Below are 13,758 nucleotides of genomic sequence, written 5' to 3'. Positions count from 1 at the left end.
AAATGCCTACGGACGGTATCCATTTTTATGGCCGTGGTCATGCATCCGGCCATGACTTTCAAGCGCCCTTGCATGGCCCAGTTAGGAGGCCGCCTGTCAGCGTTTGGCTGCTAAGCTTGTCCGCTTCGATCTGTGGACTTCCAAGCCATGAATAGCCTGCCCCTCCATGTCATCGTCCTCGCTGCCGGCGAGGGCAAGCGCATGAAGTCAAAAAAGGCCAAGGTACTGATGCCTCTGGCTGGCCGGTCACTGTTAGCGCACGTATTGGCGACGGCAAGAGTATTGCGACCGGAAGCCATCCACATGGTATATGGCTTCCACGGCGAACAGGTGCTGGCAGCGTTCGATGGTCAGCCGGACCTGCGGTGGACCTTGCAGGCGGAGCAACTCGGCACCGGTCACGCCGTGGGCCAGGCCTTGCGTAACGTAGCGGATAACGCGCAAGTGCTGGTGCTTTATGGTGATGTGCCGCTTACCCGTGCGGAAACACTTCAGCGGTTGGTGCAAACGGAAGGCAGTCTGACCATGTTGGCGACACGCGTTGCCAATCCGCATGGCTATGGCCGTGTGCTGCGTGATGGCAATGGTTATGTGCGAGCCGTGATCGAGGAGAAGGATGCAGATGAAACGCAACGTGCTATTAATCTGATCAATACCGGCATCCTCACAGCGGAAGCCGCTTCACTCAAACGCTGGATCGGCAGCCTGAATTGCAACAACGCGCAAGGTGAGTATTACCTCACGGATATCTTCAAACAGGCGGCAGTGGAAAATCGTGCCGCACAAAGCATTGAATGCGAGGATCCAGTGGAAGCGGCGGGTGCCAACAATCCTTGGCAATTGGCCGAACTGGAGGATGCTTATCGCCAACGTACCACGCATGCACTGATGGCGCTTGGCGCACGAATGGCCGACCCGCGTCGCGTTGACGTGCGAGGTGATGTCAACGTGGCGTCCGATGTGGAGATAGATATCGATGTGGTTTTCGAGGGCAGTGTGCAACTCGGTGAGGATGTGCGCATCGGGCCTTACACACGCCTGAAAGACGTGCGGCTCGCAGCAGGTACGGTCGTGCACGCGCATTGTGATCTGGAGGGCGTTATCACTCACGGTCCATGCATTATCGGTCCGTTTGCCCGTCTACGTCCGGGTACGGAATTGGCCTCCGGTGTGCATATCGGCAACTTTGTGGAAACCAAGAAAACACACATTGGTGAAGACAGCAAGGCCAACCATCTCACCTATCTTGGCGACACGGTGATCGGTCGCGGTGTCAATATTGGAGCAGGTACCATCACCTGTAATTACGACGGCGTGAACAAGTTTGTCACGACCATCGAGGATGGCGTTTTCATTGGTTCCAACACGGCTTTAGTGGCGCCGGTGACGGTTGGCGCCGGAGCAACGATCGGCGCAGGCTCGGTGATTACCAAAGATGCGCCAGCCGATGAGTTGACTGTTGCGCGAGCTCGCCAGGTCACGTTTCCGGACTGGAAGCGTCCGCTGAAAAAAACCAAGTCACCCTGATGCCGCACGCAGCAGGTATATTGATCGCACTGGGTGGATTGCCAGGAACCGGCAAGACGTCCATTGCACGGAAGCTTGCCCGCCGATACAACGCCATGCATCTTCGCATCGATACCATAAACAGGCGCTGATGCGTGCAGGTCTTGTCGTGGGAGATATCGGTCCGGAGGGCTACATCAGTCATTGCACGCTGCGACGTCGACACGCTGATCAAGCCACGTTTTCAGACAAAGCGCCAGCCGTCGATTTCCACCAGCAGCTCGCGACGGCAAACGTCGCCGTGCATAAGCAGCACCGGCACTCCCGGCAGACGTTGATGCAGGATGTCGCGCACGCGTGGCGCATCGACGGTATGGCGCACATATGCCTTGAGTGGTGAATGGGTATCGAAGCCGGCTGGCATGTCCGCCGTTGCGAGCAATGCTTCCAGATTGGTCAGCGTCTCGTTGAGCTGTGCTTCCAGATCACCTTCGTGCGCCGATGCATGGCCTACCACGGCCGCGGTGCCGGAAATTGCCAGGGCATCACGAGCGGGCATCAGCATGGCTCGCGCAAAGCCAGGTGACGTGCGGCCATACTGACGCGGATAGCGCCAAGCACTCACTTGGCGTGGATTCTCGATAGCCAGTCCAGCTTCAGTACTTGCCAGCAAGTAGATCTGCAGCAGGTGCCTGCGCTGGTGATGACCGATTGCCGTGGCGGCTGGAAAACCATTCGTGAAGAAGTCACCGAGGCCTGCGGCGCGGCCGTCGCAGAACTGCCTGTAGCGCTCCGCGTCCCCTTCGCCATCGTTGATATCGCTGATGTAATTCCAGATGCGCAACACACAGCGTTCGTTGCGTGTCTGCATGAATTGACGCAGCGTCGCATAAGCCTGGCGCGCGGTGGTTTCGGGATCGTCGAAATCACGCTCGTCCAGCTCGATGGCGACGAACAGCCAACCGCCACCGGCGGACCAGCGCACGGCGTCCTGGCGGCCGCAGATGACTTCGCCGTCTACCTGCCACAGCTCAAATGGAGCGGGGGCATCGAAGCACTCGAGGGCGACTTGCAGCCAGCGTGGGTCGCTACAGTCGGGCGCTCCGGAACCAAATCCGAAGGCGGCCAGGGTGCCAGGTTCGGCCAGCGGTGCCTGTGGATTGGCCATCCGGTAGGTGACGCGTGGACTGCGCATCAGGCCTGTCTGGACCTGCAGATTTTCGCTTGCCTGAGCCATGCTTGTAACCGGGGACCATATGGACCCTATGTTACACTGGACGGCCGCCCCAGCCGGGGTTGGCCATGCAAGCCGGAGCACCGAAACGCGCATGCCCATGCCCATGCCCATGCCCATGCAGACCGCCGCCGAACACGAACTGGCCATCCTGATCGTGGACGCCCTCAACCTGGAGACGGTCGATCCCGCGCAGATCGATCCGCAAGCGCCGTTGTTCGGTGGCGAGTTGGGGCTGGATTCGATTGATGCCCTGGAAATCGCCCTTGCTGTCTCCAAGCGCTACGGCATGCAACTACGTTCAGATCATCCGGACAACCAGCGCATTTTCAGCAACTTGCAGATGCTGTCCGCGCATATCGAACAGGAGCGAACCGTCTGATTCTGCGTTGCCTTAAGGCCCGTGACAGGTGTCCTCAGCATCATCAGCAGCGTATCCCCACCGGTATCTTCACGTGGACCAGCACAAGGTGAGCGACAGCCGCTATCGAACGGTGCTCTGCGTATCTCCGGAACACCCATGCCTGCCCGGACATTTCCCAGGCCAGCCGTTGGTGCCTGGCGTCGTGTTGCTGGAGTATGTCGCCAAGGCCTTGCGTGCCTGGCGCGACCAACGCCTTGTCCGCGTGCTGGAAGCCAAGTTCATGGCGCCGTTGCATCCGGGTGAACGGGCGGAGCTGATACTGGACGAAAATGCTGGGCGTATTCGTTTTGAGATCTTGAGTGATGGTCAGGTGTTGTCGCGTGGTCTGATCGAGGGCGTGGTATGAGCACGCATTGGCAAGCACAACGCGAAGGTGGTAGCCGGGCTTCCATCGGCCTGTTAATGAGTGTCGCCCTGCGTTGCGGTCGTGGATTCATCCAGTGGTGCCTTTACCCGATCACGCTCTACTACTTCCTGAAGCGTGGGCCGGAGCGTCGCGCATCGCGCGACTATCTTACGCGCTTGTTTGGCCGACCAGCTTCGATCTGGCAGGTACTCAAGCACCTGCATTGTTTTGCCGTGACCATGGCGGACCGCATTTATCTGCTGGCAGGGGGTGAGCAGGGTTTCGATATTGAAGTCCACGGGCTTGAGCAGCTTCAGCAATGCGTCGCGCAAGGTTGCGGTGTATTGCTGGTCGGCTCGCACCAAGGCAGTTTCGAAGTATTGCGCGCACTCAGCGGGCGTAGCCCGGAAGTGCCGCTACGCGTCTTGTTGGACAAGCAGAAGACGCCGGCGATGACCGAGTTGTTCGAAGCACTTGCCCCCAAAGTAGGTGAAGCGGTGATTGATGTTTCGCGTGGCGGTGCCGCCATCACGCTTGCCGTGGCAGAGACGTGCCAGGCCGGTGGCATGGTGGCCTTGCTGGCTGATCGAGGCCGCGCGCACGAAGTCCTGCGCAAGGCGGACTTCCTCGGGAAACCCGCGCCGTTTCCTATCGGGCCCTGGCTGCTTGCCAATACACTGCAGGTACCTGTAGTGCTTTGTTTTGGCCTTTATCGCGGGGGGCGCCGCTACGCACTCAGCTTCGAGCTGTTTGCCGAGCGCGTGGAGATTCCGCGGGATGGCCGACATCATGCGCTCGACGTGGTGCTTCAGCGTTACGCACAGCGTCTTGAGCACTACGCGCGCCTTGAGCCGTACAACTGGTTCAACTTTTACGACTTCTGGCGGCAGGACGAAGCGCAGGTCGCGCTGCCACGTGCAAACACAGTGCCTGAGTCGTGAGCACACTGGTGCAGCCACATTGGTCCGAGCTGATTCCGCATGCCGGAGACATGCGCTTGCTCGATCGCGTGATGGACTGGAGCGATAAGGCCGTGCACGCCATCGCTGAAAGGCATGGTCCGCATGATCATCCCTTGCGCGATGCCAGGAAGTTGCACGCGGTGCACTTGGCGGAATACGGCGCTCAGGCTTCGGCCGTTCATGCTGCCTTGCTGGCAACGGATGCCGATGAAAGCCGCGTGCGATCAGGCCGGCTCGTCAGTCTCCGTGACGTGCGGTTGACCATCGAATACGTCGATCTTTCAAAGGGTCGACTGGATGTTTTTGCGGAATGCTTGTTTGCTGACGCACGCGGCGCGCAGTATGCCTTCAGGGTCGATCAGTGCGGGCAAACGCTTGCATCCGGGCGCGTCGCTGTGATGTACAGTGGATGTTGACGCCCTAGGTGGTACGTTGTGAATAGCTATCGTCAATCACCAGCGGCTGGGCGCGCGAGCGGTTATAGCTGGCAAAGATACTGCCGTAATGAAAGACCCGACCGACGGTGTATATCGTAATGCGCAACACATCGCGCACGGGGTTGAAATGGCTGAGCCGGAACAAGCCTTCATAGCGCGAAGCGATCGGGATCGAGACAATCCCGAGTCCCTTTTCGCGTGACGCCGCGATGAGTACAGCGGCTTCAAACACGAAATTCTCGGCGTTCAACTCCACCAGATCCAGCGCACTGCGCGGATACCAGCGCTGACCACTTTGGGTATCGGCTACCGGTTGCGCGCAGGCCCAGGAGATACCCCAGTCGGCAAAGGCGTTTGCACGACGACGGCCCTTCGGCTGCTGTTCGCGCTGCAGCAGGCGCGCGCCAATGACGATGTGATTCGGATAGCGCTTGCCGACATCGACCAGGCGTGGAATGTCTTCGGCTAAGTGCTGGCCGTCGCCATCCATGGTCACGACAGCGTCGAATCCCTGGCGTAAGGCTTCGCGAAAACCCGTGCGCAATGCTTCACCCTTGCCTTGCCGTCGGCAATGGCGCAGAAAAGTCACTGGCAATGTGCGGATGATCGCAGGTGTACGATCATTCGAGCCGTCATCGATGACGATCACCGGAACGCCAAGCCCCAGGGCTGATTTCACTACGTGACCAATTGCCTTTTCCTCATTGAGGCAAGGAATCAGCACACACCAGCGCGGCACGTCGTTCACGCAATGCCCTCCATCTTTACTCGCAGGCCCAGTCTTTCGGAAGCTGCCAATATGCATTCACCTCCACCCTTGGCAAGCATGGCCAGTAGCGGCAGGCAAGCTGCAGATGGATTGATGCGTATCCAGGTGTCACAGGCAGCCGGTAGCAGCGAATGTCTAGGGGGATCCGCAGCCGTGGCCAACGCACTGGAAGAGCATGCGGTGGAAATGGTAGCGTTAGGATGGAGTCCACTCTGCTGCTGTCGAAGTGCCTGTAAATGGGCGTCTAGGCCACGGCCCAATGCGGAAGTGGCTGTATAGGCCGTGACTGCGAGAGGGAAAGATGTCACACGCATGTCATGAGCCTAGCGATGACTCTGGGGCTTGCCTAGATGGCGTCTCAAACCCGCAGTGGCTGGTGTTCACGCTATACGTGACACGTCACTGCATCTTCATGCGAATGTGACCTTGTTAAGCTCTCTACGAACATTTTATGCTGATAGACAGGAATGATGAGCAGCGACCAAGTCGAGCGGGCCGAGCACTTTTTGCGGGGTTTGCAGGATCAGGTCTGCCAGGCGGTCGAGCAAAACGATGGGCAGGCTCGGTTTATGGAGGATGTGTGGACACGTCCCGCGGGTGGTGGTGGTCGTACCCGTGTCTTGCGTGATGGCACGGTGTTCGAACAGGGCGGGGTGAATTTTTCGCGGGTGCACGGCGACAAGTTGCCGCCTAGCGCTACCGCGCATCGGCCTGAGCTGGCGGGCGGAAGTTTTGTCGCGATCGGTGTGTCGCTGGTGCTGCATCCGTGCAATCCCTACCTGCCCACTACGCATGCCAATGTTCGCTATTTCGAGGCGAGCAAGCCTGGGGTCGAACCTGTGTGGTGGTTCGGCGGTGGATTCGATCTTACACCGTTCTATCCTTTTGACGATGATGTGCGGCATTGGCATGCCGTGGCGCGAGACCTGTGCGCGCCATATGGTGAAGATGTCTATGCGCGGTACAAAAAATGGTGCGATGAGTATTTCTATCTCAAGCATCGCACCGAGACACGTGGTGTCGGTGGCCTGTTCTATGACGACCTCAACGAAGGTGGTTTCGAGCGCTGCTTTGCCTTCACGCAGGCAGTGGGACAGGGTTTTCTGGATGCCTATCTGCCGATTGTCGAGCGCCGCAAGGACACGCCGTATGGTGAGCGCGAGCGTGAATTCCAACTCTACCGGCGCGGTCGCTACGTGGAATTCAACCTGGTGTACGACCGTGGCACCTTATTCGGCTTGCAATCGGGCGGACGCGCCGAATCCATCTTGATGAGTTTGCCGCCGCGCGTGCGTTTTGAATATGCGTATCAGCCGGAGGAGGGTTCGGCTGAAGCGCGGCTTGCGGAGTACCTCAAGCCGCGCGATTGGGTTTGAATCCGTTTCGCAAAAGCGGCATGACATGGATGGATTTGCACCATGGAAGGTTTCGACAGGATCGGGAATTGACGGGGGTAGGGTGGGGCCTCACCATTCCGCACTTATCCCGTCTTTCATTGAACCGACTCCATGCACAAGCTCGTATTGATCCGTCACGGCCAATCCCAGTGGAACCTCGAAAACCGCTTCAGCGGCTGGGCCGACGTCGATATCACTGAACAGGGGGCGGCAGAGGCCTGTGAGGCTGGTGAGCTGTTGGTCCAGGATGGCTATCAGTTCGATGTGGCGCATACCTCGGTGCTCAAGCGCGCCGTACGCACTCTGTGGCATGTGCAGGATGCGATGGATCTGATGTGGATTCCGGTGGTGACCGAGTGGCGTCTCAACGAGCGTCATTACGGCGCCCTGACCGGTCTCAACAAGGCCGAAACGGCTGCGAAATACGGCGAGGATCAGGTGAAGGTCTGGCGCCGCAGCTATGACATTCCTCCGCCGGCATTGGGGTGTGATGCAAACCCTTCATTGCGCGATCCGCGCTACGCCGAACTCGATCCCAAGCTGATTCCGGATACCGAATGCCTAAAAGATACGGTGGCCCGCGTCATGCCGTACTGGAATGAGGTGCTAGCACCGGTAATCAGCGCTGGTCAGCGCGTACTGCTGGTCGCGCACGGCAATTCGATCCGCGCACTGGTGAAATACCTTGATGGTATTTCTGATGAGGACATCGTCGAGCTCAACATTCCTAACGGTGTACCACTGGTTTACGAATTCGACGATAAGCTCAAGCCGCTGCGCCATTATTATCTGGGTGATGCCGCTGCCATTGCAGCGAAAATGGCTGCGGTGGCCAATCAGGGTAAGGCCAAGTAATCCCGTACGAAATGCATGACAAGCGTCAGTCGCCTGTCATCGGGCCAGTTAGTTGCTAAGCTGCCAGTGACATTCTCACGCTACGCGTAGCAAGCATGGCACCTCACCTCAGCATCTGCTATTTCGCAGGCATGCTCATTCATCACCAGCGTTTGTTGCGTAGAGTCCGTGTGACTCACAACGCGTCGTGATCCAGTTCGCCGGTGCGAATGCGGATCACCTGTTCCAGATGGCTGACGAAAATCTTGCCGTCGCCGATCTTGCCGGTGCGGGCCGACTGGGTAATAGCCTCCACGACTCGCTCGAGCTGATCGTCCGATACCGCCACTTCCAGCTTGATCTTGGGTAGGAAATCGACCACATACTCGGCTCCGCGATAAAGTTCGGTATGACCTTTCTGGCGTCCGAAACCCTTGACCTCGGTTACTGTAATGCCCTGTACGCCTATCTCGGCCAGGGCCTCACGGACATCGTCCAGCTTGAACGGCTTGATCACTGCCACAACCCATTTCATGGAATTTCCTCGTCAGACCCAAATGGCCTGGTTTTGCGATGCGCAGCATACATTCTGCCTAGCTGAAAGCAGCCTGTCCCACTTTTGTAGGAATATGCCTGCATATTTTGATGGATTTTACCGATGGCGCCCCTTTTTAGATTCTTCATAGACTTCCATTCGACGAGTTCGAGGTGCCTACCATGATGGGGAGGCAGGATATCGATCAAATTGCCCTTCGACTTGTTTCGTTGGTACCGCCAGGGCTGGCAGACGCGCACAAGGATCTGCGCGCCAATTTTCGCGATATCCTGGCGCAGGGACTGCGCCATCTCGAGCTAGTTACCCGAGAGGAGTTCGACGTTCAGACCCAGGTATTGGCGCGAACCTGCGCCCGGGTTGAGGAACTCGAGAGGCGCGTAGCGGAGTTGGAGGCTGGCGCGCCACCTCAAGGGGCATAGCCCCAGTTCCGGTAGCCGCCCCCGATTCGTCACCATCACCCCAAGGAGTCGGGGGCGGCCGTTTTTCTTCCGCACTGATTGCCAGGGAGTCGCGCGATGGACCGATCACTCAGCGACTCCGTTGGCATGCAACGTCCCCGTTCCAGATGAGCTTGGCTGTCACGCTAAGTCGTGCCCAGGAGGGCGTCGCAGCTCCACAGGTGATGGTGGAAGTGCATCTTTCTGGTGGTTTGCCCAGTACCCATATCGTTGGTTTGCCCGAGGCGGCTGTCCGCGAGGCGCGCGATCGCGTGCGGGTGGCCATCCAGAGCGCCGCATTCGAATACCCCAACCGCAAGGTCACGGTGAATCTGGCCCCTGCCGAATTGCCCAAGGATGGCGGTCGTTTCGATCTGGCCATCGCCCTGGGTATCCTGGCGGCTGGTCACCAGGTACCGCGCGAAAAGCTCGACGATTGCGAATTCCTCGGCGAACTGGCTCTTTCCGGCCAGCTGCGGCCGGTTTCGGGGGTGCTGCCCGCCTTGCTTAGGGCAAGGGCTCGCGGGCGACGGGTGGTCGTGCCGCGAGCCAATGCCGATGAGGCTGCGCTGATTTCCGAGGTCGACGTCCGCGTGGCGGACACGCTCACCGATGTCTGCAGCTGGCTACGGGGGGCGCAGGAACTGCCGCAGCCCACTTCATCCTTCACCCTGACCAGTGACAACGCCAGTCTCGACCTGATCGATGTACGTGGTCAGTTACAAGCGCGCCGTGCGCTGGAAATTGCCGCAGTAGGCGGTCATCACCTGTTGCTGATGGGGCCGCCTGGCACGGGCAAGACCATGCTCGCCGAGCGACTGCCAGGCATCTTGCCGCCAATGACCGAGTCCGAAGCGCTGGAAACTTGCGCCGTGATGTCTGTCGCCGGCCAGCCTGTTGACCCTGCGCAATGGCGACGCCGCCCCTTTCGTGCGCCGCATCACACAGCATCGGGCGCAGCGCTGGTAGGTGGTGGCTCGCAGCCCAGGCCGGGCGAGATTTCACTGGCGCACAACGGCGTGCTGTTCCTTGACGAATTTCCCGAGTTCAGCCGTCACGTGCTGGAAGTGCTACGCGAGCCGATGGAATCTGGGCATATCCTTATTTCACGTGCGGCGCGCCAGTTGAGCTTCCCCGCGCAGTTCCAGCTTGTTGCGGCCATGAATCCCTGTCCCTGCGGATATGCAGGGGATACTCGTCAGCGCTGCCGCTGCACGCCGGACCAAGTCTTGCGCTACCGCTCGCGTATTTCCGGGCCGTTGCTGGATCGCATCGATCTGTGCATGGAAGTCCCCATCGTGCCGCTAAGCGAATTAAGCTCCCCGCGTACCACCCAGGACGAAGATTCCGCCACCATCCGCACACGCGTCATCCGCGCGCGCCAGCATGCACTTGCGCGTGCCGGCCGACCAAATGCCGAAATCAGTACTCGGGAGTTGGAGCGCGACTGTGCGCTAGGCCCGGCCGAGCGTCGCTGGTTCGATGGCGCGCTCGAACGATTAGGTTTGTCGGCACGTGCCTACCACCGGACACTGCGCGTTGCCCGTACGATTGCCGACCTAGACAACGGCGCTGCCGCGCTTGATCGCCAACATCTGGCTGAGTCCTTGCAGTACCGGCGTTTGTCCCTGCTCTCAGATTAGACCCGAACCTTCCCCTATGTTTATGTTACAAAACGGCCATCCGGATGTGCCGCGAGGGGTGCGCGCATGAGTATCGAACTTGGACTGATGCTAGCTGGCATGCTAACCATTGGATTCTTCGCACAATGGCTGGCGTGGCGAGTAAAGCTTCCGGCCATTCTGTTCCTGTTGCTGGCCGGCATCCTGCTAGGGCCGGTCAGCCATGTGCTGGATCCAGACAAGCTGCTTGGCCAGTTGTTGTTTCCTATTGTCTCGCTCTCGGTCGCGCTGATCCTGTTCGAAGGTAGTCTGACGCTGCGTTTCCACGAATTGTCGGGCATCAGCCATGTCGTGCGCGGGTTGGTCAGCTATGGTGCCGTGGTAGCCTTGCTGCTGCTTGCCGTTGCCGGGCACTACTTCGCCGGCATGGGCTGGGATCTGGCGCTGCTTTTTGGTGCGCTAACCTGCGTGACTGGCCCCACCGTCATCGTGCCGATGCTGCGCACCCTGCGGCCGAATGCGCGCATTGCCAATACCTTGCGCTGGGAAGGCATCGTGATCGATCCGCTCGGCGCGCTGTTCGCCGTGTTGATCTACGAAGCCATCGTGTCGCGTCATCAGGGGCACGCGATCGGCGTGTTCCTCACCACGGTGCTTGTCGGTGTTGCTTGTGGTGGTATTGCGGCGCTGGTGCTGGCTTTTTTTCTGCGCCGCCAGCTTATCCCCGAGTACCTGCAAAACTTCGGTGCACTGGCCATGGTGCTGCTGTCGTTTACGCTGTCAAACGAGTTTGCCCATGACTCCGGTTTGCTGGCAGTTACTGTGATGGGCATAGCCTTGTGCAACATGCGCGATGTGCATATCGACGACATCCTGGATTTCAAAGAGCATCTCACCATATTGCTGGTATCGATGCTGTTCATCCTGCTGGCGGCACGATTGAGCTGGCCTTTACCGTCCGGAACCTTGTGGGCGGGTATTGCCATCTTCCTGGCGGCGCAATTCGTCGTACGTCCAATCAGCGTGATCGTCTCCAGTATCGGCAGCAGCATGACCTGGCGCGAACGCGCACTTATTTCATGGGTGGCGCCGCGCGGAATTGTGGCCGCTTCGGTTTCCGCATTGTTTTCGCTGCGCATGGCGCATCTTGGCGTGTCCGGCAGTGAGCTGCTGGTGCCGCTGGTGTTTATCCTCATCATCGGTACGGTGATTCTGCAAAGCGCCACCTCACGCCCGCTGGCGCGTTGGTTGAAAGTTGCCGAGCCGGAACCACATGGCGTGTTGATCTACGGCTCCGATGCTGTCGCTCGTGCGATCGGGAGAGCCCTCAAGGAAGCTGGCTTTCATGTATTGCTGGCAGATGATGATTGGGACGGTATTCGTCGTGCACGAATGGAAGGTTTTGGCACGTTCTATGGCAATCCGGTTTCGGCGCATGCCGATCTCAATCTAGATCTGATCGGCATCGGGCAAATGCTGGGGCTTTGCACGCAGCGCGAGCGCAATTCGCTGGCGTGTCTGCACTATCAGCAAGAATTCGGGCGCGAGAAAGTGTATCGGCTACGCAACCTGGCACCGCAGGATACCAATCATCGCAAGGCGCTGAGCGATCGTTTGCTAGTGCCCGCGCTGTTTGAAGAGGGCATGACACATGCCCGATTTGCGGAGTTACTGATACGCGGTTGGCGTATCAAATCCACTGGGCTGACCACAACCTTCGACTGGCCGCATTTTGTTGAGCAATATGGCTCAAATTCGTTGCTGCTGTTTGGGGTGGATGAAAAACACGTGCTGCGTGTGGCAGTGGAGCGGCGTGTATTGGAGCCACGGCCTGGTTGGACGGTTATTGTGCTGGTGCCGCCAGAAGCCGTGGGATTTTGACTTGTGGGCCGGGTGCGTGGATAGATCAGTGGAATGCACACGTTCCCGGATATGGCCGGCACTGGCAGCCGGCTCTAGAAGCTGTAACGCTTCCGCACAGAGGCTCAATCGTGCCATGTGCACGGGCCGCGCCAAGCTCGCGACAGGCCTGCTACAACGCGTAAGTAGAGACATCGCATGAATGTTATTCAGCACGCAGGGCTGGCGCTTATCGCTGCGTTTCTTGTGGGTGGTGCGGCATTCGCGAAATTCCCCTGGAATATGACGGTTATTCCGTATTGCGATATTTGCCGCGATAGGGCTGGAACATCGCACGAATCGTGGCCATGTCTGCATCGGGATCATCGCTGGCATGGATCAGCGGTCCGAGCGTAAAGGTCTTGCTGGGATAATCGATAAACACCGTCTGGATCGGCACCTGCGCATCGTGCGCAATGCGCAAAAAGCCCGATTTCCAATGTTTAACATGCTTGCGCGTGCCTTCGGGCGTAATGCCCAGCCACATGCGATCGTGCTCCTGAAAACGCTTCACCATTTGGCCGACCACGTTCAGTGCGGCGCTGCGGTTGATGGGAATCAGGCCGATCGGACGCAAGACGATACCGAGTGGCCCGTCCAGCACTTCGCGCTTGATCATGATGTTGATGTTGACGCCAAGTCCGATCTTCATCATCAGCCCCCAAATGCCGTCCCAATAAGACGAATGTGGTGCGCCGATGAGGATCAGCTTCGGCAGATCGGGTAGCTGACCGAGCAAACGCCAACCGGAGAGCCGCAGCAGGCAGCGCATCAACCAAGGCCAGAAGCGACTGTTGAGCAGCGGGGCTTGCGCTGGCACTGGCGGCAGAATGGGCTCGCTCATTCGTGGCTCCAGGATCGTGATCGGGTCTGCTTGACTTTGGCTCGCTGTTGCTTCCCTTCTAGGCGACGCTGTTGAGAGGCACGTGTGGGTTTGGTGGCAATGCGCTTTTTGGGTACGACCAGTGCATTGCGCAAGATTTCTGTCAGGCGCTCGCGGGCATCCTCGCGATTGCGCCCCTGGTCGCGGAAGCGGCGGGCCTGGATTACCAGTACGCCATCATCGGTAAGACGCCGATCACTGCGGGCCAGCACGCGTGCGCGTACCTCGTCAGGCAGCGATGGTGAATGCAGCACGTCGAAGCGCAGTTCGACCGCGCTCTCGGTACGGTTCACATGCTGCCCGCCGGGCCCGTCGGCACGCAGGAAGCGTACGACCAGCTCGGATTCCGGCAGAACGATAGATCGGCTCACGGATAACATGGCGTGAAGTTTAAGGCAATACGGAAGATGAATCAGCGCCGCATCCAGCCGTACACAAACGACAACAAACCG

At 58.9% G+C, this 13,758-nt stretch carries 15 protein-coding genes and 1 pseudogene; 10 read left to right on the top strand and 6 right to left on the bottom strand.

Going from position 1 to position 13,758, the window contains the following annotated elements; genetic code table 11:
- Positions 1-147 precede the first annotated feature (147 nt).
- Positions 148-1,527 carry a bifunctional UDP-N-acetylglucosamine diphosphorylase/glucosamine-1-phosphate N-acetyltransferase GlmU gene (gene glmU, locus EO087_RS10960; protein WP_128898896.1) on the top strand — a complete coding sequence of 460 codons (1,380 nt, stop codon included), beginning with the start codon at positions 148-150 and terminating at the stop codon, positions 1,525-1,527.
- Positions 1,528-1,750: 223 nt separating this feature from the next.
- Here glmU and EO087_RS10955 read toward each other — a convergent pair whose 3' ends face one another.
- Positions 1,751-2,743: a pteridine-dependent deoxygenase gene (locus EO087_RS10955; protein ID WP_128898895.1), complete on the bottom strand. Its 993-nt coding sequence runs from the start codon at positions 2,741-2,743 to the stop codon at positions 1,751-1,753.
- Between the two features lie 109 nt (positions 2,744-2,852).
- On the opposite strand from EO087_RS10955, the gene EO087_RS10950 reads away from it, so the two are divergent.
- The 4 genes from EO087_RS10950 to EO087_RS10935 all read left to right on the top strand — a co-directional run bounded on the left by EO087_RS10950 (position 2,853) and on the right by EO087_RS10935 (position 4,888).
- Positions 2,853-3,122: a phosphopantetheine-binding protein gene (locus EO087_RS10950; protein ID WP_128899907.1), complete on the top strand. Its 270-nt coding sequence runs from the start codon at positions 2,853-2,855 to the stop codon at positions 3,120-3,122.
- 73 nt (positions 3,123-3,195) lie between these two features.
- A complete protein-coding gene (locus tag EO087_RS10945) occupies positions 3,196-3,510 on the top strand; it encodes a hydroxymyristoyl-ACP dehydratase (protein ID WP_240669028.1) in 315 nt (104 codons plus the stop codon).
- Positions 3,507-4,451, top strand: a complete 945-nt coding sequence (locus EO087_RS10940; protein WP_128898894.1) for an acyltransferase — start codon at positions 3,507-3,509, stop codon at positions 4,449-4,451. The genes EO087_RS10945 and EO087_RS10940 overlap by 4 nt, the downstream gene beginning before the upstream one ends.
- Positions 4,448-4,888 (top strand): phosphotransferase, encoded by a 441-nt coding sequence (locus EO087_RS10935; protein WP_240669027.1) that lies wholly within the window; start codon positions 4,448-4,450, stop codon positions 4,886-4,888. The genes EO087_RS10940 and EO087_RS10935 overlap by 4 nt, the downstream gene beginning before the upstream one ends.
- Before the next feature lie 4 nt (positions 4,889-4,892).
- Here EO087_RS10935 and EO087_RS10930 read toward each other — a convergent pair whose 3' ends face one another.
- On the bottom strand, positions 4,893-5,657 hold the full coding sequence (locus EO087_RS10930) for a glycosyltransferase family 2 protein (RefSeq protein WP_240669026.1): 765 nt from the start codon (positions 5,655-5,657) through the stop codon (positions 4,893-4,895).
- Between the two features lie 215 nt (positions 5,658-5,872).
- Positions 5,873-5,992 (bottom strand): annotated as a pseudogene (locus EO087_RS16775) (beta-ketoacyl-[acyl-carrier-protein] synthase II); the annotation flags it as partial.
- Positions 5,993-6,148: 156 nt separating this feature from the next.
- Here EO087_RS16775 and hemF point away from each other — a divergent pair.
- Together hemF and gpmA are read left to right on the top strand one after the other, a co-directional pair.
- Positions 6,149-7,054 carry an oxygen-dependent coproporphyrinogen oxidase gene (hemF, locus tag EO087_RS10920; protein ID WP_128899904.1) on the top strand — a complete coding sequence of 302 codons (906 nt, stop codon included), beginning with the start codon at positions 6,149-6,151 and terminating at the stop codon, positions 7,052-7,054.
- A gap of 132 nt (positions 7,055-7,186) precedes the next feature.
- Positions 7,187-7,930 (top strand): 2,3-diphosphoglycerate-dependent phosphoglycerate mutase, encoded by a 744-nt coding sequence (gpmA, locus tag EO087_RS10915; protein WP_128898892.1) that lies wholly within the window; start codon positions 7,187-7,189, stop codon positions 7,928-7,930.
- Positions 7,931-8,105: 175 nt separating this feature from the next.
- Here the strand turns inward: gpmA and glnK are convergent, their stop codons facing one another.
- Positions 8,106-8,444, bottom strand: a complete 339-nt coding sequence (gene glnK / locus EO087_RS10910) for a P-II family nitrogen regulator (RefSeq protein ID WP_128898891.1) — start codon at positions 8,442-8,444, stop codon at positions 8,106-8,108.
- A gap of 182 nt (positions 8,445-8,626) precedes the next feature.
- Between glnK and EO087_RS10905 the strand changes: the two genes are divergently transcribed.
- From EO087_RS10905 to EO087_RS10895, 3 genes are all read left to right on the top strand, one after another.
- Positions 8,627-8,884 (top strand): accessory factor UbiK family protein, encoded by a 258-nt coding sequence (locus EO087_RS10905; RefSeq protein ID WP_128898890.1) that lies wholly within the window; start codon positions 8,627-8,629, stop codon positions 8,882-8,884.
- Between the two features lie 146 nt (positions 8,885-9,030).
- Complete coding sequence (locus EO087_RS10900; protein WP_128898889.1) at positions 9,031-10,545, top strand: YifB family Mg chelatase-like AAA ATPase; 1,515 nt, start codon at positions 9,031-9,033, stop codon at positions 10,543-10,545.
- Between the two features lie 66 nt (positions 10,546-10,611).
- Positions 10,612-12,405, top strand: a complete 1,794-nt coding sequence (locus EO087_RS10895) for a sodium:proton antiporter (RefSeq protein ID WP_128898888.1) — start codon at positions 10,612-10,614, stop codon at positions 12,403-12,405.
- A 268-nt stretch (positions 12,406-12,673) separates the two neighbouring features.
- Here the strand turns inward: EO087_RS10895 and EO087_RS10890 are convergent, their stop codons facing one another.
- Both EO087_RS10890 and arfB read right to left on the bottom strand, forming a co-directional pair.
- Positions 12,674-13,267, bottom strand: coding sequence for a 1-acyl-sn-glycerol-3-phosphate acyltransferase (locus tag EO087_RS10890; RefSeq protein WP_128898887.1), 594 nt, complete (start codon positions 13,265-13,267; stop codon positions 12,674-12,676).
- Positions 13,264-13,686, bottom strand: a complete 423-nt coding sequence (gene arfB / locus EO087_RS10885; protein WP_128898886.1) for an alternative ribosome rescue aminoacyl-tRNA hydrolase ArfB — start codon at positions 13,684-13,686, stop codon at positions 13,264-13,266. The genes EO087_RS10890 and arfB overlap by 4 nt, the downstream gene beginning before the upstream one ends.
- Between the last annotated feature and the right edge of the window lie 72 nt (positions 13,687-13,758).

The organism is Dyella sp. M7H15-1 (assembly GCF_004114615.1).
Classification (GTDB): domain Bacteria; phylum Pseudomonadota; class Gammaproteobacteria; order Xanthomonadales; family Rhodanobacteraceae; genus Dyella_B.
This window is presented reverse-complemented; position numbering and strand designations above follow the sequence as displayed.

Coding starts and splice junctions, on each gene's coding strand:
- glmU (WP_128898896.1), top strand. CDS start 148: ATGAATAGCCTGCCCCTCCATGTCATCGTCCTCGCTGCCGGCGAGGGC.
- EO087_RS10955 (WP_128898895.1), bottom strand. CDS start 2,743: ATGGCTCAGGCAAGCGAAAATCTGCAGGTCCAGACAGGCCTGATGCGC.
- EO087_RS10950 (WP_128899907.1), top strand. CDS start 2,853: ATGCCCATGCAGACCGCCGCCGAACACGAACTGGCCATCCTGATCGTG.
- EO087_RS10940 (WP_128898894.1), top strand. CDS start 3,507: ATGAGCACGCATTGGCAAGCACAACGCGAAGGTGGTAGCCGGGCTTCC.
- hemF (WP_128899904.1), top strand. CDS start 6,149: ATGAGCAGCGACCAAGTCGAGCGGGCCGAGCACTTTTTGCGGGGTTTG.
- gpmA (WP_128898892.1), top strand. CDS start 7,187: ATGCACAAGCTCGTATTGATCCGTCACGGCCAATCCCAGTGGAACCTC.
- glnK (WP_128898891.1), bottom strand. CDS start 8,444: ATGAAATGGGTTGTGGCAGTGATCAAGCCGTTCAAGCTGGACGATGTC.
- EO087_RS10905 (WP_128898890.1), top strand. CDS start 8,627: ATGATGGGGAGGCAGGATATCGATCAAATTGCCCTTCGACTTGTTTCG.
- EO087_RS10900 (WP_128898889.1), top strand. CDS start 9,031: ATGAGCTTGGCTGTCACGCTAAGTCGTGCCCAGGAGGGCGTCGCAGCT.
- EO087_RS10895 (WP_128898888.1), top strand. CDS start 10,612: ATGAGTATCGAACTTGGACTGATGCTAGCTGGCATGCTAACCATTGGA.
- EO087_RS10890 (WP_128898887.1), bottom strand. CDS start 13,267: ATGAGCGAGCCCATTCTGCCGCCAGTGCCAGCGCAAGCCCCGCTGCTC.
- arfB (WP_128898886.1), bottom strand. CDS start 13,686: ATGTTATCCGTGAGCCGATCTATCGTTCTGCCGGAATCCGAGCTGGTC.